This is a genomic window from Blastococcus sp. TML/M2B, from assembly GCF_016612865.1.
Classification (GTDB): Bacteria; Actinomycetota; Actinomycetes; order Mycobacteriales; family Geodermatophilaceae; genus Blastococcus.
Genome location: NZ_JAENZZ010000002.1, coordinates 426,250 through 452,182 on the forward strand (window position 1 = coordinate 426,250; position 25,933 = coordinate 452,182).

The 25,933-nt window shown below is 75.1% G+C and carries 22 protein-coding genes and 3 pseudogenes; 11 read left to right on the forward strand and 14 right to left on the reverse strand.

What is annotated here, in order from left to right; all coding sequences use genetic code 11:
* Nucleotides 1–6 precede the first annotated feature (6 nt).
* The 3 genes from JKP75_RS10640 to JKP75_RS24565 form a co-directional block, all read right to left on the reverse strand.
* Nucleotides 7–1,326 carry a nitrate/nitrite transporter gene (locus tag JKP75_RS10640; RefSeq protein ID WP_200493053.1) on the reverse strand — a complete coding sequence of 440 codons (1,320 nt, stop codon included), beginning with the start codon at nt 1,324–1,326 and terminating at the stop codon, nt 7–9.
* A 100-nt stretch (nt 1,327–1,426) separates the two neighbouring features.
* Nucleotides 1,427–2,650: a DUF4185 domain-containing protein gene (locus JKP75_RS23885; RefSeq protein ID WP_200491472.1), complete on the reverse strand. Its 1,224-nt coding sequence runs from the start codon at nt 2,648–2,650 to the stop codon at nt 1,427–1,429.
* 28 nt (nt 2,651–2,678) lie between these two features.
* On the reverse strand, nt 2,679–3,110 hold the full coding sequence (locus tag JKP75_RS24565) for a hypothetical protein (RefSeq protein WP_200493054.1): 432 nt from the start codon (nt 3,108–3,110) through the stop codon (nt 2,679–2,681).
* Between the two features lie 180 nt (nt 3,111–3,290).
* On the opposite strand from JKP75_RS24565, the gene JKP75_RS24570 reads away from it, so the two are divergent.
* Nucleotides 3,291–3,581: a hypothetical protein gene (locus JKP75_RS24570; protein ID WP_200493055.1), complete on the forward strand. Its 291-nt coding sequence runs from the start codon at nt 3,291–3,293 to the stop codon at nt 3,579–3,581.
* 174 nt (nt 3,582–3,755) lie between these two features.
* Nucleotides 3,756–4,274 carry a hypothetical protein gene (locus JKP75_RS24575; RefSeq protein WP_200493056.1) on the forward strand — a complete coding sequence of 173 codons (519 nt, stop codon included), beginning with the start codon at nt 3,756–3,758 and terminating at the stop codon, nt 4,272–4,274.
* A gap of 361 nt (nt 4,275–4,635) precedes the next feature.
* Here JKP75_RS24575 and JKP75_RS10665 read toward each other — a convergent pair whose 3' ends face one another.
* The 4 genes and pseudogenes from JKP75_RS10665 to JKP75_RS10680 form a co-directional block, all read right to left on the reverse strand.
* Nucleotides 4,636–6,939, reverse strand: coding sequence for a DUF3367 domain-containing protein (locus JKP75_RS10665; protein WP_200493057.1), 2,304 nt, complete (start codon nt 6,937–6,939; stop codon nt 4,636–4,638).
* Between the two features lie 12 nt (nt 6,940–6,951).
* Nucleotides 6,952–7,275, reverse strand: coding sequence for a porin PorA family protein (locus JKP75_RS22790; protein WP_255523344.1), 324 nt, complete (start codon nt 7,273–7,275; stop codon nt 6,952–6,954).
* A gap of 13 nt (nt 7,276–7,288) precedes the next feature.
* Nucleotides 7,289–7,924, reverse strand: a pseudogene (locus JKP75_RS24580) (porin PorA family protein); the annotation flags it as partial.
* A 111-nt stretch (nt 7,925–8,035) separates the two neighbouring features.
* Nucleotides 8,036–8,764 (reverse strand): bifunctional 2-polyprenyl-6-hydroxyphenol methylase/3-demethylubiquinol 3-O-methyltransferase UbiG, encoded by a 729-nt coding sequence (locus JKP75_RS10680; protein WP_242471934.1) that lies wholly within the window; start codon nt 8,762–8,764, stop codon nt 8,036–8,038.
* Nucleotides 8,765–8,874: 110 nt separating this feature from the next.
* Here JKP75_RS10680 and JKP75_RS10685 point away from each other — a divergent pair, with 110 nt between their 5' ends.
* Together JKP75_RS10685 and JKP75_RS10690 are read left to right on the forward strand one after the other, a co-directional pair.
* Entirely contained in the window at nt 8,875–10,104 is a 1,230-nt protein-coding gene (locus JKP75_RS10685; protein ID WP_200491468.1) for a glycosyltransferase family 4 protein, read from the forward strand.
* A 67-nt stretch (nt 10,105–10,171) separates the two neighbouring features.
* A complete protein-coding gene (locus tag JKP75_RS10690) occupies nt 10,172–11,449 on the forward strand; it encodes a lipopolysaccharide biosynthesis protein (protein ID WP_200493060.1) in 1,278 nt (425 codons plus the stop codon).
* A 101-nt stretch (nt 11,450–11,550) separates the two neighbouring features.
* On the opposite strand, the gene JKP75_RS10695 is transcribed toward JKP75_RS10690, so the two are convergent.
* The gene (locus JKP75_RS10695; RefSeq protein WP_200491466.1) at nt 11,551–12,282 is read right to left on the reverse strand and encodes a class I SAM-dependent methyltransferase; all 732 of its coding nucleotides are present in this window, start codon (nt 12,280–12,282) and stop codon (nt 11,551–11,553) included.
* A 268-nt stretch (nt 12,283–12,550) separates the two neighbouring features.
* Between JKP75_RS10695 and JKP75_RS10700 the strand changes: the two genes are divergently transcribed.
* Nucleotides 12,551–12,952 carry a cupin domain-containing protein gene (locus tag JKP75_RS10700; protein WP_200491465.1) on the forward strand — a complete coding sequence of 134 codons (402 nt, stop codon included), beginning with the start codon at nt 12,551–12,553 and terminating at the stop codon, nt 12,950–12,952.
* Between the two features lie 85 nt (nt 12,953–13,037).
* Here JKP75_RS10700 and JKP75_RS10705 read toward each other — a convergent pair whose 3' ends face one another.
* On the reverse strand, nt 13,038–14,012 hold the full coding sequence (locus JKP75_RS10705; protein WP_200493061.1) for a universal stress protein: 975 nt from the start codon (nt 14,010–14,012) through the stop codon (nt 13,038–13,040).
* A gap of 136 nt (nt 14,013–14,148) precedes the next feature.
* On the opposite strand from JKP75_RS10705, the gene JKP75_RS10710 reads away from it, so the two are divergent.
* From JKP75_RS10710 to JKP75_RS10725, 4 genes are all read left to right on the forward strand, one after another.
* Nucleotides 14,149–15,006 (forward strand): universal stress protein, encoded by an 858-nt coding sequence (locus JKP75_RS10710; RefSeq protein ID WP_200493062.1) that lies wholly within the window; start codon nt 14,149–14,151, stop codon nt 15,004–15,006.
* 102 nt (nt 15,007–15,108) lie between these two features.
* Entirely contained in the window at nt 15,109–17,961 is a 2,853-nt protein-coding gene (locus JKP75_RS10715) for an FAD-binding and (Fe-S)-binding domain-containing protein (RefSeq protein WP_200491461.1), read from the forward strand.
* A 23-nt stretch (nt 17,962–17,984) separates the two neighbouring features.
* The gene (locus JKP75_RS10720; RefSeq protein ID WP_200491460.1) at nt 17,985–18,470 is read left to right on the forward strand and encodes a cation:proton antiporter regulatory subunit; all 486 of its coding nucleotides are present in this window, start codon (nt 17,985–17,987) and stop codon (nt 18,468–18,470) included.
* A gap of 374 nt (nt 18,471–18,844) precedes the next feature.
* On the forward strand, nt 18,845–19,639 hold the full coding sequence (locus JKP75_RS10725; RefSeq protein ID WP_309229991.1) for a cation:proton antiporter: 795 nt from the start codon (nt 18,845–18,847) through the stop codon (nt 19,637–19,639).
* A 195-nt stretch (nt 19,640–19,834) separates the two neighbouring features.
* Here the strand turns inward: JKP75_RS10725 and JKP75_RS10730 are convergent.
* The 4 genes and pseudogenes from JKP75_RS10730 to JKP75_RS22800 form a co-directional block, all read right to left on the reverse strand.
* Nucleotides 19,835–20,494, reverse strand: a pseudogene (locus JKP75_RS10730) (SDR family NAD(P)-dependent oxidoreductase); the annotation flags it as partial.
* Between the two features lie 115 nt (nt 20,495–20,609).
* Nucleotides 20,610–21,029 carry a DUF350 domain-containing protein gene (locus JKP75_RS10735; RefSeq protein ID WP_200491457.1) on the reverse strand — a complete coding sequence of 140 codons (420 nt, stop codon included), beginning with the start codon at nt 21,027–21,029 and terminating at the stop codon, nt 20,610–20,612.
* An 86-nt stretch (nt 21,030–21,115) separates the two neighbouring features.
* Complete coding sequence (locus JKP75_RS22795) at nt 21,116–21,706, reverse strand: AI-2E family transporter (RefSeq protein ID WP_309229748.1); 591 nt, start codon at nt 21,704–21,706, stop codon at nt 21,116–21,118.
* Between the two features lie 167 nt (nt 21,707–21,873).
* Nucleotides 21,874–22,515 (reverse strand): annotated as a pseudogene (locus tag JKP75_RS22800) (AI-2E family transporter); the annotation flags it as partial.
* A gap of 187 nt (nt 22,516–22,702) precedes the next feature.
* Between JKP75_RS22800 and JKP75_RS10745 the strand changes: the two are divergent.
* Nucleotides 22,703–23,395: a DUF222 domain-containing protein gene (locus tag JKP75_RS10745; protein WP_200491455.1), complete on the forward strand. Its 693-nt coding sequence runs from the start codon at nt 22,703–22,705 to the stop codon at nt 23,393–23,395.
* Nucleotides 23,396–23,400: 5 nt separating this feature from the next.
* Here the strand turns inward: JKP75_RS10745 and JKP75_RS10750 are convergent, their stop codons facing one another.
* Nucleotides 23,401–24,768, reverse strand: a complete 1,368-nt coding sequence (locus JKP75_RS10750; RefSeq protein WP_375335624.1) for an IS256 family transposase — start codon at nt 24,766–24,768, stop codon at nt 23,401–23,403.
* 69 nt (nt 24,769–24,837) lie between these two features.
* On the opposite strand from JKP75_RS10750, the gene JKP75_RS10755 reads away from it, so the two are divergent.
* Nucleotides 24,838–25,698 (forward strand): HNH endonuclease signature motif containing protein, encoded by an 861-nt coding sequence (locus JKP75_RS10755; protein WP_200491454.1) that lies wholly within the window; start codon nt 24,838–24,840, stop codon nt 25,696–25,698.
* Nucleotides 25,699–25,933: the final 235 nt, after the last annotated feature.

Consider the following 25,933-nt stretch of genomic DNA (forward strand, 5'->3'; position numbering starts at 1 on the left):
GACCGGTCAGCGGTAGGCGGACCCGCCGCGCAGCCGCGCGCGGACCGCGACGCCCAGCGGCGCGAGCACCACGCCGTCACGGGCAAGCCGCGCCCGCAGCTCGCGGCGGTGCCGCAGCACGCCGACCAGGCCGATCGCCCAGAAGACGTACTGGACGGCGAACGCCGCCCGGAAGGCGCTCAGCTCGTAGTCGGTGGAACCGCCCGGGGTGAGGACGTCGAGGACGGCGCCGATGGCGAGGATGGTCAGCAGCGAGGCGACGAACCCGCCGACGTTGACCACCCCGCTGGCGCTGCCCATCCGCTCGGCGGGGTTCTCCGTGCGCGCGTAGTCGAAGCCGATCATCGACCCGGGGCCGTTCGTGCCCAGGACGACGACGAGCGCGACCAGCAGCGGCAGCGGCGCCCGCCCGGGCCAGAGCAGCACGACGGTCCAGGCGGTGGCGGTCGCGCCGAGGATGGAGAAGACCAGCACCGATCGGCGCAGCGGCCAGCGCCCGCACAACCGCCCCAGCAGCGGGCCGACGCCCATGCCGACGAGGACCAGCAGGGTGAGCAGCCCGGCCGCCGTGCCCGGCGAGAGGCCCTGGCCGACAACGAGGAACGGGTAGCCCCACAGCAGCGCGAAGACCGTGCCGGAGAACTGGGTGACCAGGTGGGTGTAGAGCCCGATGCGGGTGCCGGGTTCCCGCCAGGTCTCCCCGAGGGTGGCGCGCAGGTGGGCCAGGCTCACCGCGGGACCCCGGACCGTGCCACCGGGGGCATCCCGCAACGCGACCAGCACCAGCACCGCGACCAGCAGGCCCATGGCGGCGGCGCCGAGGAAGGTCGTCTCCCACGAGGTGCCGTGCAGCATGGCGACCAGCGGGTAGGCGGCCAGCACCGATCCCAGCTGGCCGAGGATGCCGGTGAGCTGGGTGATCAGCGGCACGACGGTGCCGGGGAACCAGAACGAGACCACGCGCAGCACGCTGATGAACGTCATCGCGTCCCCGGCGCCGACGAGGACGCGCGCCGCGACGGCGGTGGGCACGTCGTGCGCCAGGGCGAGCACCAGCTGGCCGGCGGCCATCGTGACCGCGCCGGCCAGGATCAGCCTCCGGGAGCCGAGCCGGTCGAGGGCCACCCCCACCGGGATCTGCAGGCCGGCGTACACCGCGAGCTGGAGGACGAGGAACAGCGAGACGGCCGAGGCGCCGGCGGAGAACCGCTCCTGCGCGTCCACGGCGGCGACGCCGAGCGACGAGCGGTGGAACACCGCGACGACGTAGGACAGCAGCGCCACGCCCCACACCGCGTAGGCGCGGGCGGGGGTCGGGGTGCTCACCCCTGTCCCGACACCTGGCACGGCGCCGATCTTCCGGCGCGCGCGGTGACCTCGCTCACCCGGTTTTCCCGAAACGCGTCACGGCCGGACCCCGACCGGGTCACGGCCGGGGCAGCGGCACCTCGGCGAACAGGACCCGGCCCCGCTGCGGCTCGTCGAACAGCAGCTCGATGTCGTCGGTGTTGCGGGAGACCGAGACCAGCAGCGCGCCGGACTGCGTGCGGATGTCGGGGTGGGACAGCGGGGTGTACTGCAGGTTCCGGCTGCCGGCCGGGGCGTCGTGGCCCGCCGGTGAGGACAGCACGGGGACGGGGTCCGACCAGGGCCCGGTCGGCGAGTCCGACGTCCACATCGAGATCCAGTCGGCCAGGTCGCCCCCCTCCTTGGAGATGATCACCCAGCGCCCGTCGATCTGGTCCACCGAGAGGGTCTGCGAGGTCCCCTGGACGGCCCCGATCATCGGCGCCGCGCGGCCCGGCTCGTCCTGCCAGCCGGTGCCGTCCCAGAACTCCTGCGCGGCGGCGTTCGTCGGGTCGCTCAGGGGCACCCGCGAAACGTACAGCTCGCGGCCGGTGATGTAGGCCTCCGCGGTGTACCGGGTGCCGTACAGGTAGATCCACTCGCCGTCGGGCTCGGCGGCCGCGCCCCAGTTGACCTGGTCGTAGTCGGAGCTGTCGGTGGTGAGCTGCACGGTCCGGTCCAGCCGCGGCACGCCGTCGGCGCCGACGAGCAGGACCGCGACCGAGGTGCCGCGGAAGAGGAAGTCCCACTGGCGGTCGCCGCGCTGGATGCGCGACTGGTAGACGAGGACGACGTCGGTGACGCCCTCGCCGTCGGCCGGCGTGGGGTCCAGCCGGACCACCGACATGGGCCACAGCGTCAGCTCGTCCGGGCCGCGCTGGAAGAAGGGGCCGTCCTCGTCGGTGAGCAGCTGCGAGAAGCAGTTGCCCGAGGAGATGAGCACCGAGTTGTCCACCAGCTGCGGGACGAAGTCCCTCTCGCGGCCGGTGTCACCCCAGGCCCAGAAGATCCGGCCGTCGGCGAGCGCGACGGTGGCCCCGAGGTCGGCGGACTGCCACTGGGGGAAGTCGATCCGGGACAGCGCCCGGTTGAGCGTGGTCGCCGAGACGACCTCCGCGGGGTCCGGCGCGGGGCAGGCGGGCTCCAGCCGCGTCGTGGCGGCGGCCTCGCCCGCGTCCAGCGAGGTCGGCAGGGCTTCCTGCCGGTCCACCTCGGTGACCTCCGGCGCCGGTGCCTCGAGCCGGATGCACCCGGTCAGGACCAGGCACAGGACCGGCAGCAGGACGGCAGAGCGACGGAGCACGCCGCCATGCTCCCTCATCGCCGCCACCTCATGCCTGCACCGGCGCGGACGGCGCGGCCGCGGTCTCCTGCGCGGACCGTCGGCGCAGGGGCAGCACCGGGAGCACCCCGGCGACGACGGCGGCCAGCGCCACGACGGCGAGCGCCTGGCCCGCGGCACCGGCGGTCTCGCCGTCGGCCACGAGCAGCGCCCCGGCGGCGAGCACCGATCCGCCGGCGACCGTCCCGAGCAGCGCCGGCGCGTACCGGCCGGTCAGCTGCCGCAGCACCCAGAATCCGGCCAGCGACCCGAGGCCCACCAGCCCGCCGACCAGCGCGGAACCGAACACCGCCGCGCCGACGACGACGGCCGCGGCCAGCACCGCCGGGACGCGGGCGCCCAGCCGGGGCAGCCGGAGCCGGCGGGTGCGGTCGGGCCGGACCCGGGCAGGCAGGAAGGCGAGCAGGAAGAGCAGCAGCACCGCGCCGGCGCCGATCGCCAGCGCCGTCCGGTACGCGGGGCCGGGGGTGAAGGAGAGCTCGACCGTGGCGGCGGCACCGGCCGGGACGACGTAGCCCTGCTGCCAGCCGTCGACGGTGACGGCGGGGAGCGGCTCGCCGTCCAGGCGCGCCTCCCACCCCGGTGGTTGGTGTTCTCCGGGATGACCAGCAGGGTCTCCTCGTCCCGGGCGGCCAGCTGCACCGTGCGGTGCTCGGCCTCCCAGCGCGTGGTCTCGACCGCGCCGCGCTGCCCCGGCGCGGTGGCCGCGCCCGCGCCGGTGCGGCTGAGCGCGACCGACTCGATCGCGAACGCCTCGTTGCTGCGCGCCAGCACCCGGTGCTCGCCGCCGGGGATCTTCAGCGTCGGCGCCGTGGCCGGCTCGCAGAACTCCAGCGCCAGCGGCTGCAGGGTCTGCAGCGCACCCACCGTCGAGCGCACCGAGGTCAGGTAGAGCGTGCCGTCGAGCCGGACCTCGGGGCCGGTGCCGCACTCGGTCACCACGGGGGTCTCCGGCGGCGTGACCGGGTTGGGCTGCCCGACCTCGATCTCGGCGATGCCCACGCCCAGCTGCTGGTTCCAGCGGGTTGCCGGGTCCAGCGACTGCAGGTCGTCGGGCACCTCGAAGGTGACCGACAGCCGGTCGGTGGTGATCGGGGTGAAGCGGACCGTGCCGTCCTCGGTCAGCCGCAGGGTGCGGGGCAGGCCGCCGGCCTCGATGGTGACCGCCTCGGGCGCGGCGCCGGCCTGCCGCTCGGTGGGCACCACCCGCAGCGAGTCGATGGTCCGCGGCTCGGGGAAGGTGAGCACCAGGGTCGGGCGGACGTCGTCGCCGGCCGCCAGCCAGGCGGTGGTCGGGTCGCCGTCGACCGCGGCCGCGGCGCTGGCGCGCGGATCGGTGACCGGCTCGCTGGTCGCCTCGACCGTCACGGTGCCCCGCACCGAGGTGAGCAGCTCGTCCAGCGCGCGGCCCGGCCGGGCGGTCGCGGTGCCGAAGACCTGGTACTCGGTCCAGTCGGTGACGAAGAAGGTGCGGTCCAGCCAGACCGCCTCCTCCGAGCCGGTGACCAGCGGCGCGGCGCACAGCGGCGCCCCGTCGCCGCCGGTCACGCAGCCGGGCCGTCCCCGGTCGGCCTCGAAGGCGTAGACGCTGGCGGGACCGGCCACCGGCGGGGTGACCGTCGAGCGGTGCACGGTCATCCCGAGGATCCGCACCTCGGCGAGCGCGAAGGCGGGGGCGTCCTCCGCGTTGCCGGGGGTGGTCGAGCTGATGGTGAGCTGCGAGGTGTACCCCTCGGGCAGGGGCAGGACCTGCTCCTCGCCGGTGTCGGCGACCGGCACGACGACCGAGCCGGTGTCCGTGGTGAGCCGCAGCTCCGACGGGCGCGGGACGCCGGGCTCGCCACCGAGGGAGACCACGACGGTCGAGGCCAGGAAGGCGCGGTCGGCGGTCACCTTCCACCAGGCCGGCTGCGGGTCCTCGCTCCACGGCGCGGGCCGCCAGGCGGTCATCGGGTCGGCGTCCACCGCCGACCAGGGCTGGGTGTCCATCCGGGTGCCGTTGAAGCCGTCCGGGTCCGACGCCGAGCTCGACGCGGTCGGGGTGCCCCCGACGTAGCGGACGACGCTCTCGGCCGCGGCCAGGTGCGCGGCAGGACGTAGTCGCGCACGGGGGCGTCCAGCCGCAGCGGGTCGTCGGCGGCCAGCGCCCCGGACTCGGCGTCGGCCATCCGGCCGAAGGTCCGCTCCCGGCGGACCAGCGCATCGGTGACCATCACGGTCTCCAGCGGCGCGCCGGGGCTGCCGGCCATCATCGTGGGCCGGTCGGTGACGACGCCGTGGTCCTCCAGCGGCAGCACGCCCTCGGGCCCGCCGTGCACGGTGACCACCGAGGACAGCGGCGCGGTCCACGCCCGCGGCGCGGGGTCGTCGACGGTCCAGATCTCGATCGCGGCGTCGGGCTCGTCCAGCCCGGCGTCGAAGACGGTGGCGTCCTCCGGCACCTCGACGACGGTGGTCGGCCCGAAGGTGGTCAGCGGGGTGATACCCGGCGACTCGCGGAGCGCCTCGCGGACGAGCACCGAGCGGGTGGCGCCGGTGGCCCCGTTGTCGAGGTCGTTGCGCAGCACGAGGTGCGAGATGCCGGCGCGGGCCAGGTAGCGCGCCAGGCCGGCCGAGCCCTGCCCCCGCTCCAGCCGCTCCTCGATCGCGTCGAGCATGCGGATGTGGCCCTCGGGCGTCAGCGGGATGGCGTTGCGCACGTCCCACGGCGAGTCGGCCAGCGGCTGCAACGGCTCGTCGGTGGGCGTGCCCCACTCGTAGACCGGGAAGTTCGCACCGGGCAGCAGCAGCGCGCGGCCCTCGACGCTGTCCGAGGCCAGGAAGTCGGCCGTCTCCTGCCAGTAGTCGGGGACGTCCTCGAACCCGCGCGGCGGGGCGAGCCGCCCGGCCAGGGCCGGGGTCACGCTCGCCACGAGCGCGGCCGCGAGGAGGACGAGCACGACGCGCGACGCCGCGCGCACCAGCGGCCGGGGACGGCGCTCCGGGGCGGCGTGCGCGCCGCGCCGCTCCCGCAGCGCCTCGAGCAGGACGCCGCCGAGGTGGGCCAGGGCCAGCACCAGCGGCAGCCGGAGCACGGGGTCGAACTTGTGCACGTTGCGCAGCGGGGCGAGCGGCCCGTCGAGGGCGTCGTGCAGCGGACCGGCCCACATGCCCTCGACCGAGGCGAGGTGGCCCAGGGACACCAGGCCGACGCCGGCCAGCACGCCCAGCACCAGCCAGGTGCGCTCGGGCAGGTCGCGCCGGCACAGCCCGACCAGGCCGGCCGCGGCCAGGACGACGGTGCCGACCACCGGGACGACGTCGTGCACGAGGGACCAGCCGGCCGGCCACGCGGGCCCCGACGGCGAGGCCATGGTGGCGACCCAGTGCGACGCCCCGCGCAGCACGCTGAGCACGTCGGTGGGGCCGGTCGTCGCCTCGGCGTTCTCGATGTAGAAGAGGAACGGCGGGCTGTACTGCCCGAGCAGGACCAGCGGGCCCGCCCACCAGGCGGCGGCCAGCCCGACGGCCAGCCCCCACCAGAGCACCAGCCTTCGCCGGAACGGCCCCCCGGGGCGGGTGACGAGCCACAGCGCGGCCAGCGGGAGGACGGCGGCGGTGGCGACGGCGTTGACGCCGCCGACGCAGAAGACGGCCACCCCGGACAGCGCCGCGGCCCTGCGCGCCGAGCCGTGCCGCTCGGCGCCGACCAGCGGGACGAGCACCCACGGCGCCAGCGCCATGGGGATCAGCTCGGCCGAGGTGGTGCCGATGGCGGTGAGCATGCGCGGTGCGAGCGCGTAGGCGATGCCGGCGACCAGCACGGTGGACGGCGTGCCGATCCGCAGCCGGCGGGCGAGCACCACGACGCCGAGGAACGCCACGCTCATCAGCAGCGCGAACCAGAGCCGCTGGGTCACCCACACCGGCAGCCCGGCGAGCTGGCCGAGGGCGAAGAACGGCCCCATCGGGAAGAAGTAGCCGTACGCCTGGTTCTGCAGCTGCCCGGCGGCGCCCTCGGGCTCCCACAGGGTGAGGGCCCGGCCGAGGAACGCCAGCGGATCGACCGCGAGGTCCAGCTTCGTGTCGCCGATGATCTTCCCCGGCGACTGGAGCAACGCGAGGACGAGGAATCCCGCGCACACCACCGCGAGGTGGGCGCGCACGAGCAGCTCCAGCGCGCGCTCCCCGAGCGGCCGGCGCGGCGCCCTTGCACCGTCCTCGTGGGCCGGGGCGAGGTCCGCCGAGCGGCCGGTGACCACCGTTGCCATGCGCCCGCCCGCTCAGGCGGCGGGGACGGGCGCGCGCACGGGCTCGTCCTCCGCGGTCTCGGTGCGGGCCGGGCGGGCTCTGGCGAGCAGCAGCGCGCCGGCGAGGAGCAGGGCAGCGCCGACGCCGCCGGCGGCCCACGGGACGACCGAGCGCAGGACCTCGCGCTCGCCGCGGATCTGCTCGACCCGGTCCAGCGCCTCGTCGACCGTCTCGTCGGTGCTGGTGAAGGAGCCCGACAGCAGGAAGGCGCCGGGCAGCCCCTCCGGGCCGCGCAGCCAGGTGTTCGGCGACTCGGTGCTGGACACGATGACGCCGGTGACCGGCTCGACGAGCAGCGGTGCGGGTGCCGCTGTGGACGACGTCGGCCTGGACGTCCGCGGTCGAGGTGCCGCCGGCGAGCGTGCCGGGCACGGTTACCGAGGCGACCACCTGCGCGGGCACCTCCTGCTCGAAGCGGTACACCTGCAGGCCGCGGATGCGCTCGTCGCCCGCGAAGCGGGCGGGGTACGCCTGCTGGGTCCGGGCGTCCCAGACATCGTAGTCGCGGCGGGCGGTGTCGATCGGGAAACGAACCGTCAGGCCGCGGACGTCCGCGCGCCGGCCGTCCACCGACTCGCTCACGCAGTCCACGGCCTCGGCGGTGCGCCGGTCCAGGCAGGCCACCGTGGTCATCGTGCTGATCAGCGTGCCGTCGGCGTCGTCGGCGGTGGCCGCGAGCTCCCACACCGCGACGTCGTCGCCGGCGTCGCCGGTGTCGGGGTTGCCGCGGACCCGCAGCCACGCGGACGTGTCCCCGCTGGTCCGCTGCGAGAGGTCGACCGGGTCGACGAAGCTGACCTCGCCCCCCTCGGCCCCGGTGCGGAACGCCGCGTCCAGCTCGAGGTCGACCGGCAGCAGCGGCGCCGCGGTCCGCGCGAGGACGGCGACGACCACCGCGATCGCGCCGAGCACGATGAGGGTCACCCCGACGATCCGCGCCCGCATGCAGCTCCTCCCGCCGCAGAAGGGTCGCGGCACAGCACCCCCGAGGGTACGGGAGCGGGCCGTCCCGGCCGGAGCGACGCACCGGCCGGGACGACCCGGGGAACCCGCTGGTCAGGCCCTGCGGCGCAGCACGACGACGTAGTTCCAGCTGGCGAACTCGCGCAGCACGGGCACCTTGGCCACCCACGCCGCCCACCAGGGGTGGTACCGCGGCAGCACGGCGAGCAGGTCGGCGTCCGGGCAGTTCTTCGCCCACTTCGCCGCACCGCCGGCCTTCGCGACGAACAGCGACTCGCCGAACTTGTTCTTGGGCTCGACGCCGTTGCGGCGCGCGTAGCGGCGCCGCGCCCGGTGCCCGCCCAGGTAGTGCCACGGCGCCGTCTCGTGCCCGCCCCAGGGCGAGAACCACGGGGTGAAGGAGAGGTAGACGATGCCGCCGGGTTTGGTCACACGCACCATCTCGTCGGCCATCACCCAGGGGCGCCGGACGTGCTCGAGCACGTTGGACGAGTAGCAGACGTCGAGGGCGCCGCTGCGGATCGGCAGCTCCTCGCCGCTGCCCCGCAGCGTCCCGGGCTCGGGCTCCCCGCGGGCGGTCATCTCGCCGGCGTCCGGCTCGAGGCCGATGTAGGTGGCGCCGGCGGCGCGGAAGGCGTCGGCGAAGTAGCCCGCCCCTCCCCCGACGTCGAGGACGGTGGCGCCCGAGAGGTCCGCCCACCGGCTGAGTTGCGCCACCGAGTCGGCGGCGAGGACGCTGTAGAAACCGTCGGGGTCGTCCTGCTCGTGCAGGAAGGCCCGGAACAGCGTGACCGACCGGGAGAGGGTGGCCGACCGGCTCATTCTTTCGCACTCCATCGTGTCGTGGGACTCACAGCGGGTCGAAGTGGCCGCGTGGGTGCATTAGTGTGCCGCGGGTGTTGCACCGAACGACGGACATCGATGTTCTCTTCGTGAACTGGCGTGATGTCAGCCACCCGGAGGGCGGCGGATCGGAACGGTACGTGCAGCGGATCGCGGAGGGTCTGGCCGCCACCGGTCTGCGCGTGACGCTGCTGTGCGCCGCCCACGGCCGCGCCCCCGCCGAGGAGACCATCAACGGCGTCCACATCGTCCGGCGCGGCGGCCGGCTGAGCATCTACCCGCGCGCGATGGCCTTCGTCCGCAAGCACAAGCCGCGCCTGGTCGTCGACATCCAGAACGGCATCCCCTTCTGCAGCACCCTGGTCACCCGCGCTCCGGTGACCAACGTGGTCTTCCACGTGCACAAGGAGCAGTGGCCGATCGTCTTCGGCCCGGTCGGCGGCCGCATCGGCTGGTGGCTGGAGTCCTTCCTCGCGCCCAAGATCTACCGGCGCACCCCCTACGTGACGATCTCCGACGCCACCGGCCGCGAGCTCGCCGGCCTGGGCGTCGAGGCCGAGCGGGTCACGCTGGTCCCCGTCGGCACCGAGCCGATCGTGCAGGTCGACACGCCGCGCTCGCCGTCGCCGCGGCTGATCACGCTGGGCCGGCTGGTGCCGCACAAGCAGGTCGAGCACTCCCTGGAGATCCTCGCCCGGCTCAGCGACCGCTGGCCCGACCTCACGCTCTCGGTCGTCGGCGAGGGCTGGTGGGAGGACTCGCTGCGCGCGGAGGCCGAGCGGCTCGGCGTCGCCGACCGCGTGGAGTTCACCGGCTTCCTCGACGAGACCGCCAAGCACGAGCAGCTCGCCGCCGCCTGGGTGTTCGTCTGCCCGTCGGTGAAGGAGGGCTGGGGCATGGTGGTCATCGAGGCCGGCGGCCACGGCGTCCCCACCGTCGGCTACCACTCCTCCGGCGGCCTGCAGGAGTCCGTGGTCGACGGCGTCAGCGGCGTGCTCGTCGACGACCTCGACCAGATGACCGACGCCGTCGCCCGCCTGCTGGAGGACGACGAGGCCCGCCGCGCCATGGGCGAGGCCGCGGTCCGCCACGCCGCCACCTTCGAGTGGTCGGCCAGCGTGCGCACCTTCGCCGGCGTGCTGGCCCGCTCGGCCCGGGGCTCGAAGGCCGGCCACGGCGACGCCGCCGACCTCGTCGACCTGCTCGAGCGCATCGAGCACGGCCGGGACGACGCCACGCACACCCTCGCGGTGCCGCTCGGGGTGGACGACCTCGCGCCGGCGCTCCCCCTCGGAGCCGCCTCCTCAGGGTCGGCGTGACCCGGGGCGGCCACCCGGGCAACCGCCGGCGGGCGCTCCTCCGGGGTCCCCGTCGCGCGGTGCTGGGATGACCGCCACCGAGACCGCGGCGGCCTCCGGGGCCGCCCGCAGGCGCCGCGAGGCCGCCGTCCCGGCCGCGCTGGTCTCCCTGGCGCTGCTGGGCGTCAACGGCCTGGCCTACGTCATGACCGTGGTGGCGGCCCGCGCGCTCGCCCCCGAGGCGTTCGGCGAGCTCGCCGCCCTGCTCGGCGTCATGTTCATCGGCGTCGTGCCGGCCACCGCGCTGCAGACCGCGTCCGCGCTCACCCTGGGCGCCAACCCGGCCGACCGCGCCGCCGTCCTGGCCCGGCTGCACACCGCCACCTGGGTCGGCGCCGCCGCCGTCGGCGTCCTGGGGCTGGTCGCCGTCGCCCCGCTGGTCTCGCTGCTGCACCTCTCGGGGCCCTCGACCGTGCTGTGGCTGATCGCGGTGCTGGTCCCCCACACCCTCGTCGGCGGCTACGACGGCCTGCTGCAGGGCAACCGCCGCTACGGCCGGCTCGCGCTGGTCAACACCACGTTCGGGCTGCTCAAGTCCGGCGGCGGCATCGCCGGCCTGCTCATCGGTGGCACGCCGGAGGCCGCGCTGGTCGGCATGGCGATCGGCTGCGCCTGCAGCGCCGTCGTCGGGTGGTCCTTCAACGGCCGGCCCGGGTTCACCCGCGGCATCCGCCGGCACGTGGTCTCCGCCGCGAAGGCGTCCGGGGCGCTGCTGGGCCTGGTGCTCATGGTCAACCTGGACCTGCTCCTGGCCCGCCACCACCTGCCCGCCTCGCTGGCCGGCGAGTACGCGGTCGCCTCGATCTTCGCCAAGGTCGCCTTCTGGCTGCCCCAGGGCGTCAGCGTCGTGCTGCTGCCCCGGCTGGCGCACGCGCGCGGCCGCCGCCGGCTGCTCCCGGTCGCCGCCACGCTGGTCGCGCTGGTGGGCGCGCTGCTCACCGCCGCCACCGCCGTGCTGGGCGCCCGGGCCCTGCCGCTGGTCGGCGGAGCGGAGTACGGGGACGCCCTCGGCGGGGCGACCTGGGTGTTCGCGATGCTGGGCACGCTGTTCGCGCTGGCCCAGCTGCTGCTCTACTCCGGCATCGCGGCCTCGGACCGCGTCGCGGCGGTGGCCGTGTGGTGCGCCGTCGCGCTGGAGGCCGCGGCCGTCGAGGTGCTCGCCGCGCGCGAGGGGCTGACCGTGCTCACGGTCGCCGGGATCGCCGTCGGCGCCAGCGTGCTGCTGGTGAGCACCGGTCTGCTGCGCCTCTGGCGCACGCACGCCCGCGAGGGGCTCGAGCTGCGCAACGCGGCGGCGACGGCCTAGCTCCTACGGGATCCGCCTGGCTCCTACGGGTCCGACTGGTTCCCGCAGGGCGGACTGCCACGGCGGGGGGGGCCGGGGGCCGGCCCCCCCGCCGGGTGCGATCAGTACGGGTCGTACGGGGAGTCGTGCTTGAACACGACCTTGGCGACCGGGCGCAGCTTGAGCCGCAGCAGCACCTTCACCAGCACGTTGCGGATCCACCACGGCATCTCGGCCAGGATGCGCAGCCGGTCGGCGCGGGAGGGCTTGCCGACGCGGAACAGCGCCATCGAACCGGCCCGCCGCTCGTAGCGGAGGTCCTTGGCCGGCAGCACCTTGAGCAGCGTGCCGAGCGTGACGCCGATCGAGGAGAAGCAGTCGTGCACCAGCACCGGGGCGCCCTCGGGCAGGTGCACCCGCCACTTGAGGTCGTCGGTGTAGGTCCAGTAGTCGTGCTTGCCGTCGATGTAGAGCATCTGGAACGGCTTGTCCCACGAGGCGCGGATCTTCGTGGAGTAGTCGCAGACCAGCTCCACGGTGTCCTGGACCCCGGCCTCGGCGATGTGCGCCTCGAAGGAGTCCTTGGTCTTGCGGCCGCCGAAGAGCTTGCCGTCGATGAACGGGTCGACCGCGTAGACGCGACCGCCCTTGGCCTGCATGACGCGGCCGATCATCACCGTCGAGCGCCCCTGGTGGGAGCCGATCTCGAGCACCGCGGAGCCGTCGGGCAGGCGGCGGGCCTGCTCGTCGAGCAGCTCGGCCTGGCCCTTGGTCATCCACCCGGGGATCCGGTCCGCGACGGCCCAGACCTCGTCGAACGTCTGGCCCGAGGGCGTCAGGGAAGAATCCGGCACCTTACCTCCATCACAGGGGTGTCACGATCGCGGGAACGGTACATGGCGGAGCGCCCCGCAGCGGAGTGCGGCCACCCTTTCCCGCCCGTACGGTCCCACGCCCGGGCGCGCGGGCGGGGCTGCGACCCCGCGCCTCCCGGAAGATCAGCTTTCCGGGTGAGCCGAGGACTACTCGGCCGGGAACGGGGGCAGGACCAGCGCAGTCGCCCACCCGGTGCCCCGGGCGGGCCGCCTGCTGAACCGCGCCGAGACGAGAGGAGCGCCATCCATGGCGTCCGTCATCCACTACACGATCGCGACCGAGGCCGAGAAGAGCCCGGACTTCCGCCGCGTCCTCTGGACCGGGGAGCACACCCAGCTGGTCATCATGACCATCCCCAAGGGCGGCGAGATCGGCGAGGAGGTCCACGAGGTGGACCAGATCCTCACCTTCGTCAGCGGCACCGGGAAGGCGATCATCTCCGGCTCGGAGAAGGCCGTGGCCCAGGGCGACCTGGTCGTCGTCCCGGCCGGGAAGAAGCACAACTTCCTGAACACCGGTGAGAACCCGCTGATCCTCTACACCGTCTACGGCCCGGCCGAGCACGCCGACGGCGCGGTGCACAAGACCAAGGAGGAGGCCGACGAGCTCGAGGAGGCCGGCAAGGACGAGCCCCCGACGTCCGACTGACCTCCTCGCCGGACCCCGGAGGGGCCGCCGTCCCCGGACGGCGGCCCCTCCGTCACGTCCGGGGGCTCGCGACCCGGGGGGTCGCTCAGGCCTCGGTGGCGTGCCGCCCGCCCTCGTGCGGCTCCGGGACCACCATGACCGGGCACGGCCCGGAGAGGACGCAGTGCAGCGCCACCGAGCCCATGAGCAGCCCGCGGACGGCGCCCTGCCCGTGCCCGCCCAGGACCAGGAGCCGGGCGCCCCGCGCCGCCGCGACCAGCACGTGCCCGGCCGGGCCCTCGAGGCTCTCAACGCGCACCGGCACCCCGCCGGGCAGCTGCGCGGCCGCCACCTGGCGCTCGGCGGCAACCCGCACCTCCTCGGCGAGCTGCTCCGGCGGCGGCAGGACGACCGCGTAGGCGTCGCTCCAGTAGCTCGCCGACGAGTACGCCGACACCGCGTGCACCTCGGCGCCGAGCAGCGCGGCCTCCCGCGCCGCGCGCTCCAGGGCGAGGGTGGAGGCCGCGGACCCGTCCAGGCCGACGACGACGCGCGGCGGCCCGGCGGGCGCCTCCCCCTCGGCCGCCTCCCCCTCGGCCGCCGCCCCGTCGGGCACCTCCCCGTCTGCTGCCGGGTGCACGACGACGACGGGCACCCGGGCGTGGGTGACGCTGCTCAGCGCCACCGAACCGAGCACCAGGCGGCGCACCGCGCCGCGGCCGCGGCTGCCCACGACGAGCATCCCGGCGTCCTCCGACGCGGCGAGCAGCATCGGGGCCGGTGGCCCGGCGACGGCCAGCACCTCGACGGGGACGTCGGTCAGCCGCGTCTCGGCGCGCACCTCCGCGACCTGGGCCCGCGCACGCGACAGCGTGTCGGCGCGCACCGCCTCCAGCTGGCCGGCGTCGAGGGTGAACGGATCGGCGAGGAAGAGCTGCACCGGGAAGGTGCTCACCACCTCGACCGGCACGTCCCTCCGTACCGCGTCGGTCAGCGCCCACACGAGCGCCTCGCGGGCGCCGGGCGAGCCGTCCACGCCCACGACCGTCCGGTCGGCGTTCCCCTGCGCGTCCTCCGCCACCACAGCTCCTCGTCGTCGGTACCCCGGTCCGTCCCCGAGGCTGCCGGGAACGCGTCCCCGGCACAAGGCCCGCCCCGCTAGCCTGGGCAGCGGCCAGGACCTCCCCCCGACGGCAGCACCGTGCAGAGGAGCGCCCGTGACGACCGCACCGCCGCTCCCCGTCGTGGCCGGCGTCGACGGCTCGGAGGTCTCCGTGCGGGCGGCCCGCTTCGCCGCCGAGACCGCCCGCCGGCGCGGGGCGCCGCTGCAGCTCGTGCACGCCGCGCTCGACGTCGCGGACCTGCTCGGGTCGCGTGCGGACCGCACCCTGCAGGCGGTCACCGCCTCGCTGGGCACGGCCTGCGCACCGGTGCAGGTGCGCTGGGCGGTCGAGCAGGGCGATCCGGTGGACGTGCTCCGCTCCGCGTCCGCGTCCGCGCAGCTGGTCGTGGTCGGCGGCCAGGGCGCCGGCGGGACGACGGCGCCACGGGTCGGCAGCACCGCCGGCGACCTCGCGGCCTCGGCGGGCTGCCCCGTCGTCGTGCTGCCCGACAACACCACCTCGATCGTCGTGCGCGGCCGGCGCTCCGTCGTCGTCGGTGTGGACGGGCACCCGAGCGGGCACGCGGTCCTCGCCTTCGCCTTCCGGGAGGCGGCGGCGCGCGGCACCGACCTGGTCGCGGTGCACACGTGGCGCGCGGTCTCCCCCGCCCGGTTCGAGTCCGACGGCCCGGTCATCGACTGGGCCGCGGTGCGCGCCGACGAGGAGCGGCTGCTCAGCGAGACGCTGCACGACTGGCAGGAGCGCTGGCCCGGCGTCGTCGTCCGCGAGGTGATCGCCCGCGGCCGCGCCGCGCGCAGCCTGCTCGCCGCCGGGCTCACCGCCGAGCTGCTGGTCATCGGCCACCGGCGGCGCGGCGTCTTCGCGACCCGCCGCTCGACCACCCGCGCCGTGCTGCGCCAGGCCACGGGGCCGGTCGCGGTGGTCCCGATCGAGCCCGCCCTGGAGGACTGAGCGGGGGCGCACGGACGCCGGGAGGGGGGCGGGCTGGCCTCGCCGGAGGCCGGGCAGCAGACTCGTGCTCGCCCCGCCCGCGACCACCTCCGGAGAGCCACGATGACCGCGACCACCCGGGGTGGCGTCGACGCACCCGGCCTGCTGGACGCCCTGACCCGGGCCGGGATCGGCGACGTCGACGACTCCGGGCTGGCCCGGGCGCTGTACTCCTCCGACGCCTCCCTCTACCGGGTGCTGCCGCGCGCCGTCGTCCGCCCCCGGGACACCGACGAGGTGCTGGCGACCCTGGCGGTCTGCCGCGAGCTCGGCGTCCCGCTGACCGCCCGCGGCGCGGGCACCTCCATCGCCGGCAACGCCGTCGGCCCGGGCGTCGTGCTGGACACCAGCCGCCACCTGAACCGGGTGCTGGCCATCGACCCCGAGCAGCGGACGGCCACCGTCGAGCCCGGCCTCGTGCAGGCCGCGCTGCAGACCGCCGCGCGCCCGGCGGGTCTGCGGTTCGGCCCCGATCCGAGCACGCACAACCGCTGCACGATCGGCGGGATGATCGGCAACAACGCCTGCGGCTCGCGGGCGCTGGGCTACGGGCGCACCTCCGACAACGTCGTCGGCCTCGACGTCGTCACCGGGAGCGGCGCCCGGCTCGCCCTCGGCCCCGGCACACCGGCCGCCGACGGCGTCCTGGGCGACCTCTCCGCGCTGGTGGCCGGTGAGCTCGCGACGATCCGCACCGAGCTCGGCCGCTTCGGCCGCCAGGTGTCGGGCTACTCGCTGGAGCACCTGCTGCCGGAGAACGGGTTCGACGTCGCCCGTGCGCTGGTCGGCAGCGAGGGGACGCTCGGGCTGGTGCTGGGCGCCACGGTGCGGCTGGTCGCCGACGCCCCGTTCCGCGGGCTGGTCGTGCTCGGCTACCCGTCGATGGCCGAGGCGGCCGACGCCACGCCGGCGCTGCTCCCCCACCGGCCGACCGCCGTCGAGGGCCTGGACGCCCGCATGGTGCAGCGGCTGCGCGACGTGCCGGCCGCCGTCGTCCCCGACCTGCCGCGCGGCGGGGGCTGGCTGGTCGTCGAGCTCACCGGTGACAGCGTCGCCGAGATCGAGGACGCCGCCCGGGGGGTGCTGGCCGACGCCGGCGCGCTGGACTCGCTGGTGGTCACCGACGTCGCCGAGGCGGCGGCGATCTGGCGGATCCGCGAGGACGGCGCCGGGCTGGCGGCGCGCACCTCCGACGGGCACCCGGCGCACGCCGGCTGGGAGGACGCCGCCGTCCCGCCCGAGCGGCTCGGCGCCTACCTGCGCGAGTTCGAGGCGCTGCTGGACCAGCACGGGCTGCAGTGCGTGCCCTACGGGCACTTCGGCGACGGCTGCGTGCACGGCCGGATCGACTTCCCGTTCGGCGCCGGCGGCGAGCGCGACCGGGCCCGGAGCCGCTACCGGGCGTTCGTGGAGGACGCCGCCCGCCTGGTCGCCGGCTACGGGGGCTCGCTGTCCGGGGAGCACGGCGACGGCCGGGCCCGCAGCGAGCTGCTGCCGCTCATGTACTCCCCCGCCGTCATCTCGCTGTTCGAACGGGTCAAGGCGGTGTTCGACCCCGACGACGTGCTCAACCCGGGCGTGCTCGTCCGGCCGGACCGGCTCGACGACGACATCCGGATGGCCGCGGCACCGGCGCTGACCCGCGCGGAGCGGCCGGCCCTCGCCCTGGCCTACCGGCACGACGGCGGGGACTTCTCCGCGGCGGTGCACCGCTGCACCGGCGTCGGCAAGTGCCGGGCCGACCTGCAGTCCTCCGGCGGGGTCATGTGCCCCTCGTGGCCGGCGACCCGCGAGGAGAAGGACTCCACCCGCGGCCGCGCCCGGGTGCTGCAGGAGATGCTCGCGCCCGGCGGGCCGGTGCGGAACTGGCGCTCGCCGGAGGTGCACGACGCGCTGGACCTGTGCCTGTCGTGCAAGGGCTGCTCCTCGGACTGCCCGACCGGCGTGGACATGGCGTCGTACAAGACCGAGGTGCTGCACCAGTCCTACCGGCGGCGGCTGCGGCCGCGCCCGCACTACACGCTGGGCTGGCTGCCGCGCTGGGCCGACCTCGCCGCGCGGGCGCCCCGGGTGGTCAACGCGGTGCTGGGCACCCGCGTCGGCGGCCGGCTGGCCAAGTGGGGCGCCGGCATGGACCAGCGGCGCTCGGTGCCCGAGTTCGCCCGGCGCACCTTCCGGCAGCAGTGGGCGCAGCGGGCGCCCGGCGCGGACGGGGCGCCCGTGGCGCTGTGGGTGGACTCGTTCACCGACCACTTCGACCCGGACGTCGCGATGGCCGCCGCCGAGGTGCTCGAGGCCGCGGGCTACCGGGTGGAGGTGCCCGGCGCGGACACCTGCTGCGGGCTGACCTGGATCACCACCGGCCAGCTGGACGCCGCCCGCCGCATCCTGGGGCACACCGTCGCCGAGCTCGCCCCCTACGCGGCGACCGGCGTCCCGGTCGTCGGCGTCGAGCCCTCGTGCACGGCGGTGCTGCGGGCCGAGGCGCTCGAGGTGGTGGGCGGCGCCGACGCCGAGCGGGTGGCGGCTGCCACCCGCACCCTCGCCGAGCTGCTCACCGACACCCCGGGCTGGGAGCCGCCGTCCCTCGCGGGCCTGCGGATCGTCGCCCAGCCGCACTGCCACCACACCTCGGTGCTGGGCTGGTCGGCCGACGCCGCCCTGCTGCGGAAGGCCGGCGCCGAGGTCACCCGGCTCGGCGGCTGCTGCGGGCTGGCCGGCAACTGGGGCGTGGAGCAGGGCCACCACGACGTCTCGGTGGCCATCGCCGGGCAGCAGCTGCTGCCGGCGGTCGCCGACCTGGCCGACGACGCCGTCGTCCTCGCCGACGGGTTCTCCTGCCGCACCCAGCTCGACCAGCTGGCCGGCCGCCGAGGCCGGCACCTCGCCGAGCTGCTCGCCGGGCACCGGCCGTAGGCGGGTTCTGCGACGATGGGCGCGTGGACCTCGAGGAGACCCTGCTGCCGGGCGTCGGCGTCCGGTACGAGCTGACCACCGGGTCCGGGCAGCTGCTGGGCGTCGTGGTCGGCCGTGCGGGCGGCGCCGAGCTGAGCGTCTACGACGCGCGCGACCCCGACCGCGCGCGCAGCATGCTCCGGCTGTCCCCCGAGGAGGCCGACGCGCTCGCCGAGGTGCTGGGCGCGCCGCGGCTGACGCAGCGGTTCGCCGACCTGTCCAAGGAGGTCCCCGGGCTCGAGTCCGGCCGGTTCACGGTGCCCTCGGGCTCCCCGTTCGCCGGCCGGCCGCTCGGCGACACGCGCGCCCGCACCCTCACCGGCTGCTCCATCGTGGCGATCGTCCGCGGCGCCGACGTCGTCCCCTCCCCCGGGCCGCAGGACGAGCTCCGCGCCGGCGACGTGCTGGTGGCGGTCGGGTCGAGGAACGGGCTCGAGCAGTTGGAGCGGCGGCTCTCCGGGCGGGCCTGACCGGGTGGACCACGTCGCCGCCCTGCTGGTCGAGCTCGGGCTCCTGTTCCTGGGGCTGTCCGTCCTGGGCGTCGTCGCCCGCCGCGCCGGCCTCACGCCGATCCCCTTCGTGCTCGTCGCGGCACTGGCGTTCGGGGAGGGCGGGGCCGCGTCGCTGGAGACGTCGGAGCCCTTCCTCACCGCCGCGGCGGAGATCGGCGTCGTCCTGCTGCTGCTGACGCTGGGGCTGGAGTTCTCCGCCGAGGAGCTCTTCGGCTCGCTGCGCCGCCACGCGCCGTCAGGTGCGGTCGACCTGCTGCTGAACTTTCCCTCCGGGCTTCGTCGCCGGGCTGCTCCTCGGCCTGCCGTGGCCGGCCGCGCTCGCACTCGGCGGCATCACCTGGATCTCGTCGTCGGGCATCGTGGCGCAGCTGCTCGGCGACCTGGGCCGGTTGGCCAACCGCGAAACCCCGGCGGTCCTGTCCGTGCTGGTCCTCGAGGACCTGGCCATGGCCCTGTTCCTCCCGCTGCTCGTGGTCGCGCTGGCCGGCGAGGGGCCGGCGCAGGCCGCCGGCGGCATCGCACTCGCGGTGACCGCCGTCCTCCTGGCGCTGTTCGCCGCGCAGCGGCACGGGCACCGGCTGGGTCGCATCCTCAGTTCCCGCCACGACGAGCAGGTGCTGCTCCGGCTGGTCGGCCTCACGCTCCTCGTCGCCGGGCTGGCCCAGGCCGGCGGCGCCTCGGCCGCCGTGGGGGCCTTCCTGGTCGGCATCGCGCTGCCGGCGTCCTTCGCCGACCGGGCCCGGGACCTGCTCTCCCCGCTGCGCGAGGTCTTCGCCGCCACCTTCTTCGTGGCCTTCGGGCTGAGCACCGATCCCGGCGAGATCCTCCCGGTCCTGCCGGCCGCGCTCGCGCTGGCGGTCGTCACCTGCGCCACCAAGCTGGGCACGGGCTGGTTCGCCGCCCGTCGCGACGGCGTCGCCGTCCCCGGCAGGCTGCGGGCCGGGTCCGCGCTGGTGGCCCGCGGCGAGTTCTCCATCGTCATCGCCGGGCTGGCCGTCGCAGCCGGGCACGAGTCGCTCGGCCCGGTGGCCACCGGCTACGTGCTGCTCCTCGCCGTGGCCGGCCCGGTGCTCACCCGGTTCGTGGATCCGCTGTCGGCCCGGTTCGTGCCGGCCCCCACGCGCTGACCTGCCGTGCGGGCCGTGCAGCGGGGCCGGGCAGCCAACGGCTGCCCGGCCCCGGTCGTGCGCCCCGCTGCGCGGGGGTCGTGCATCAGGCCTTCGGGCCACCCGCGGCGTAGACGACCTGGCCGGAGATGAAGCCCGCGCGCCCTCGCTGGCGAAGAACGAGACGAGGTGCGCGATGTCCTCGGGCTGGCCGACGCGCTGGACCGGGATCTGCGACCCGGCGCCCTTGATGAAGTCGTCGAAGGGGATCCCCATGCGGTCGGCGGTCGCCTTGGTCATCTCGGTCTGGATGAAGCCGGGGGCGATGGCGTTGGAGGTGACGCCGAACTTGCCGAGCTCGATGGCGAGGGTCTTGGTGAAGCCCTGCAGACCGGCCTTGGCGGTGGAGTAGTTGGCCTGACCGCGGTTGCCGAGCGCCGAGGTGCTGGACAGGTTGACGATCCGGCCCCACTTCTGCTCGATCATGTACTTCTGCGCGGCCCGCGCCATGAGGAAGGCACCGCGGAGGTGCACGTTCATGACGATGTCCCAGTCGGAGTCCGACATCTTGAACAGCATGTTGTCGCGCAGCACGCCGGCGTTGTTGACCAGCACGACCGGCGCACCGAGCTCGGTGGCGATGCGGTCGACGGCGGCCTGGACCTGCTCGGCGTCGCTCACGTCGGCACCGACGGCCAGGGCCTGACCACCGTCGGCCTTGATGGCGTCCACGGTGACCTGGGCGGCCGACTCGTCGAGGTCCAGGACCGCGACGGCGAACCCGTCCTTGGCCAGCCGCTTCGCCGTCGCGGCACCGATGCCGCGCGCGCCGCCGGTGACGATGGCGGCACGGGTGCCGCTCACTGCCTCGCTCATGTTGTTTCCTCTCGTCAGGTCTGCGCTGCCGTCGTCCCGACCGAGGGGAGCGGCAACGCCCGGCACCTTACGGGGACCGCGTGAGGCAGCCGTCACACGGGGCAGCGGCGGGCCGTCAGGGCCAGATCGAGGCGACGATGATCGCGGCGACCGCGAGCTGACCCGCGGCGCTCACCAGGCTGGCCGGGTGGAAGCGCACCTGGACCAACGCCTTCCCCAGCGATCCGGGTGTCACCAGGTTCAGCACCAGGAAGGCGACCGCCTGGAGCAGCACGCCCAGGACGCCGAAGACCACCGTCCACCACAGCGCCCGGCCGAAGCCGTCGGTCGCGTTGGTCCAGATGGTGGTGAACGCGATCGCGCCCTGGCCGAGGAAGCCCGCGGCCAGCACGATGCCGGCGTTGACCGACCCCTCCTCGTAGATGTGCCGCCCCAGGTGCCCGGGGGTGAGCAGGTCGAGCGCCACGAAGCCCAACATGAGCAGGGCGATGCCCACGCCCGTGTAGGCGGCGGCGTAGCCGATGCTGGCCAGCACGAGAGCGACCTCCGGGGTGTCGGGACGGGTGCCGGGAACGGCCTGCCGTGTCTACCGCACCGGCATCCGCGGTGCACCCGGCGCGCTCAGGTGGTCGGCGTCGTCCCGGAGCCGTCGGGCGGTCCGGCGTCCTCGGCCGGCAGGTGCTCGGCGTCCTGGTCACGGCGCGGGTGGTGCAGCCGGCGGACCGACGCCAGCGCGGAGCGGCGGGCGTTCATCCGGCGGCGCGCACGGGAGGTGCGCGGTGCGCGCGGCTCCTCGCGGAGCAGCGCGTCGAGCCAGTGGCCGCGCGGGTCGACGTCCACCAGCAGGGCCTTGACCAGCAGCGTGAGCGGGATGGCGAGCAGCGCGCCGAGGGCGCCGAGCACCCAGCCCCAGAACAGCAGGGCGATGAAGGTGACCGTCATCGACAGGCCGACCGAGTCGCCGACGAAGCGCGGCTGGACGAGCGTCTGGACGACGAAGTTGAGCAGCGTGTAGATGACCACGATCGCGGTCAGCTCGCCCCATCCCCCGGCGAGCAGGCCGAGCAGCGCCGGCGGGACGACGCCCAGCACGAACCCGATGTTCGGCACGTAGTTGGTGATGAACGCCAACAGCCCCCACAGCGCCGCCGCGGGCACGCCGAGGATGGCCAGCGCGATCCCGTCACCCACGGCGACGATCGCCCCGAACACGGTGCTGACGAGCAGGTAGCTGCGGGTGCCCGAGGCGAAGAGGCTGAAGGCCAACGGCAGGTGCGGTCGTTCCCCCGGGCGATCAGCGCCAGCCGCTGCCCGTAGCCGCTGGACTCGATGGCCATGAACACCAGGGCCGAGAGCAGCAGGATCAGCGTGCTGGCGGCCGCCGTGATCCGGCCCAGCAGGTCGGTGGCCAGCCCGACGACCGCGCCGTAGTCGATCTGCCCGACCCAGTCCGAGAGCTGCCCGGAGACGATCCCTCGGTCGTTGAGGTCGTTGACGACGCCGTCGATGAGCTCCTGGGCCCGGTCGGAGTAGTCCGGGAGCAGGGCGGCGAGCTGGGCGACGCTGAGCACCAGCAACGCGACGAAGCCGAGCAGCACCGCCCACACGAGGACCAGCAGCACCGTCGTCGCCACCCAGCGCGGGGCGCCGTGGCGGCGCAGCCAGCTCGAGACCGGCATGAGGCCCACGACGACGACGAGCGCGAGCAGGATCGGCGCGGCCAGCCAGGCGACGGCACGCAGCCCGGCGATCGCGATCGTCGCGGCGGCCAGCCCGCCCAGCAGGAGCAGCCAGCGCGGCAGACCCGTGGGCGAGCCTTCGACGGCGCCGGCCGGCGGGGTCGCTCCCGAGGCCGGTGGCGGGGTCCCGCCCGCCAGGTCCGCCGGGACCGGCTCGACGGGCTCCCCGGCAGACCGGAGATCGCGAGCCGCCTCGCGGCCGGTGCCGTGCACCTCCGGTCGCAGCACCACGCGCGCTCCCTCCCAGGACGGGCGCCCCGTACCCCCTGAGAGTGCACCCATGCCCGCTGCGGCGCACACCACTCGGTGCGTGCGGGTGGGGGCTGATCGGTTGCGCCCCCCTTGACGTCGAGGGGGTGGCCGCAGCCGGGGGCGACGGCGTCCGCCACCTCACGGCCCGTCGGAGAATCTCCGGTCGGCAGGCCGCTGAGCAGCGGAAACTGTCAGACCCTCTCCGTAGCTTGGGTGCATGACGGTGACCGCGGAGCAGCCCCAGGGTGGGTTGATCGAGTGGTTGCTGTGGCGGGAGCCGTCGGTCGAGCGGTTGCCGGTGGCGCGGTTGACCGCCGAGCAGAAGGTCACCGAGTTGCAGCGGGTGCGGGCGCGCAAGGGGATGGACGACGCCTACGAGGCCGCCCTGCTGATGTCGCTGGCCGCGGATCGGCCGGACATCGACGATCCGCCGCCGGGGCATCCGGGTGCGCGGCGCCGCGGTGGCGGGTCGCCGGTGCCGGGCACGTCGGAGTTCCTGCCCGACGAGGTGGCGTTGGTGCTGAACTGCGGACGGCCGTACGCCGTCGGCCTGCTGGCGGATGCGTTCCAGGTGGTGGAGCGGATGCCGGCGGTGCACGCCGCGTGCGCGGCGGGGCGGTTGGACTGGTTCCGGGCGCGGGTGTTCGCCGACGTGCTGGCCGGCGCCACGAACGAGGTGGCTGCCGCGGTGGTGGCGGCGGTGCTGCCGGAGGCGGCGGGCCTGTCGTCGGGGAAGCTGCGCACCCGGCTGGTCGCCGCCGGGGTCGCCGCGGATGAGGAGTTCGCCGAACGGCGCCGGATCGAGGCCGAACGGCGCGCCGCCGTGCGGGTCTCCCCGACCGGGGACGGGATGTCGGCGTTGACCACGAGCTTGTCAACTTCTCTGTGTAAGACCTGCAGTCGATCTTGATGTTGTCAGCTGAGGTAAGGCTCGATGCGGTCGCCGAAGGCGATCATCATCTCGGCCATGGCCGGCTTCCAGCCCTGGGTGACCGCGCCCTCGACGAGCTTGCCGGGTGCGGTGCGCTGGTTGGCCGGCTTGCCGCGGTCCTTGAGCCGCTCCCGGGCCCGCTTGTCCTCGATGTCGCGGATCGCCAGCCAGAGCAGCTTGATCACCGCGGCGTCGTTGGGGAAGTGCCCCCGGTTCTTGATGATCTTCCGGAGCTGGTAGTTCAGCGACTCGATCATGTTCGTCGTGTAGATGATCTTGCGGAGCGCGGGTCCGAAGGCGAGGAACGGGATGAACCGCTCCCAGGCGTTCTGCCAGGTCGCCACCGCCGCCGGGTATTTGCGTCCCAGGTCGGAGTCGGCGAACTCCAGCAGCGTGGTCTCGGCGGCATCGGCGGTCGGGGCGGTGTAGACGCCCTTGAGCGCGGCGGCCACCTTCTTGCGGTCGCCGTAGGACACGAACCGCATCGAGGCGCGGATCAGGTGCACCACGCAGGTCTGCACGGTCGTGTGCGGAAAGGTCGCCTCGATCGCCTCGGGCAGGCCGGTCAGCCCGTCACAGCAGGCGATGAGGATGTCCCGCACGCCGCGGTTGGCCAGTTCGGCCACCACGCCGGCCCAGAACTTCGCGCCCTCGGTGGCCTGCACCCAGATCCCCAGCACGTGCTTGATGCCGTCGAGGTCCACTCCGACCACGATGTGCGCGGCCCGGTTGCGCACCTGATGGCCGTCGCGGATCTTCACCACCAGCGCGTCGACGTAGACGATCGGGTAGATCGGCTCCAGCGGCCGAGCCTGCCATGCGCCGACCTCGTCGAGCACCGCGTCGGTGATCTTGCTGATCGTGTCGTGGGACAGCTCGGTGCCGATCGTGCGGGCCAGATGGTGCTGGATGTCGCGCACCGTCATCCCACCCGCGTAGAGCGAGATGATCATGTCGTCCAGGCCGCCGAGGCGGCGTTCGCCCTTGGGCACCAGCTGCGGGGTGAAACTGCCCGCCCGGTCCCGGGGCACGGCCAGCGGCAGCGGGCCGACCTCGGACTGCACCGTCTTGGGCGTGCTGCCGTTGCGGCTGTTCGGCGAGCCCCGGCCGACCGGATCGCCCCGCTCGTAGCCGACGTGCTCGGTCAGCTCAGCGGCCAGTCCCCGCTCGAGGACGGCCTTGACCAGCTCCGGAAGGAACCCGCCCTCCCCGGTCAGCGCCACTCCGCCGGTCTCGGCCCGGTCGATCAACGCATCCAGCCACGTGTCATCGGCCAACAGCTGCCGCAGCTGCGCCCCGCTCACCCGGCCCGGGCCACCCGGGTCGCCGGCCTGCTCATCGGTCACGGTCATCAGGGTGCTCCCTCCCGAGGCCACAGCCCCAGGCTCACGCAGCTCCTACACAGACCATCTGACACGCCCTTGACCACCGAGGCTCCCTCGGCGGTGGCCGCGGCGATGTGGTCGGTGATCGACCAGGCCGCCCAGCTGGCCCGCACCGCCGGGGACGACCGGCCGATCGGGGTGCTGCGCGCCGAGGCGCACGCCGCGCTGGTGCTGCGCACCGGCGCCGACGGCCCGGCCGTGACCGGGCACCTCACCCTCACCGCCCCGCTGTCCGCGCTCCGCCCGCCGGGAACAGCGGCCAGCGCCGAGCGGACGGACCTGGGCGGGCCGGTGCCGCAGCTGGGCAGCACCCCCATCACCACCGCGCACCTGCGCGAACTGCTCGCCCAGCTCGGCGCGCTCGGCGTCCAGGCACCCCCGGGTGGCAGCCTGGCCTTGGCGCTGACCGACGACGACGGCGCGCTGCTGGCCACCACCACCCCCGCCGAACTCGCACGACTGGCCGCCCGGGGCTGCCCAGCGCACGGCAAGAACGCCGACTGCGGCTGCCCCGCCCTCGGCCCACCACCGGCAGTGCCCGGCTACACCCACACCGCCGCCCAGGAACGCTTCCTGCGGCTGCGCGACCGCACCTGCCGCCACCCCGGCTGCGGCCAACCCGCCGGCCGCACCGACGCCGACCACGTCCTGCCCTACGACTGCGGCGGCCGCACCACCTGCCACAACCTGTGCTGCCTGTGCCGCACCCACCACCGGCTCAAGACCTTCGCCCGCGGCTGGCGCTACCGCCTGCACCCCGACGGCACCCTCACCGTCACCACACCCTCTGGCGTCACCCGCACCACCCGACCACCCGGCCTGCGACACCCCCAGACCCAACGAGCCCTGCCCCCACCCCGACCCAGCCCGGTCGACGAGGACACCCCGCCCTTCTGAACCCGACCCCGCCCTCCCCAGCACCGACCCGGCGCGCGGATGCGTCACCCGGCGGCCCGGAACGACGCATCCGCGCGCCCGGTCGGGCGCCGCCGCCGGCCCGGACTCGAACGGCGGACAAGGACAACCGCGCCTGGTGGACCCCGACCCGGCGCACGGATGCGTCATCCAGCAGCCCGGGACGACGCATCCGCGCGCCCGGTCGGACGTGCTTGCGCGCCGGGCTGTCGGTCCA

Bases quoted from the DNA above. Each gene is read 5' to 3' on its own strand.
- JKP75_RS10680 (WP_242471934.1), bottom strand. From the start codon at position 8,764: ATGAGCCGGTCGGCCACCCTCTCCCGGTCGGTCACGCTGTTCCGGGCC.
- JKP75_RS10745 (WP_200491455.1), top strand. From the start codon at position 22,703: ATGACGGTGACCGCGGAGCAGCCCCAGGGTGGGTTGATCGAGTGGTTG.
- JKP75_RS10665 (WP_200493057.1), bottom strand. From the start codon at position 6,939: ATGGCAACGGTGGTCACCGGCCGCTCGGCGGACCTCGCCCCGGCCCAC.
- JKP75_RS10690 (WP_200493060.1), top strand. From the start codon at position 10,172: ATGACCGCCACCGAGACCGCGGCGGCCTCCGGGGCCGCCCGCAGGCGC.
- JKP75_RS10715 (WP_200491461.1), top strand. From the start codon at position 15,109: ATGACCGCGACCACCCGGGGTGGCGTCGACGCACCCGGCCTGCTGGAC.
- JKP75_RS10750 (WP_375335624.1), bottom strand. From the start codon at position 24,768: ATGACCGTGACCGATGAGCAGGCCGGCGACCCGGGTGGCCCGGGCCGG.
- JKP75_RS24570 (WP_200493055.1), top strand. From the start codon at position 3,291: ATGACCAGCAGGGTCTCCTCGTCCCGGGCGGCCAGCTGCACCGTGCGG.
- JKP75_RS10700 (WP_200491465.1), top strand. From the start codon at position 12,551: ATGGCGTCCGTCATCCACTACACGATCGCGACCGAGGCCGAGAAGAGC.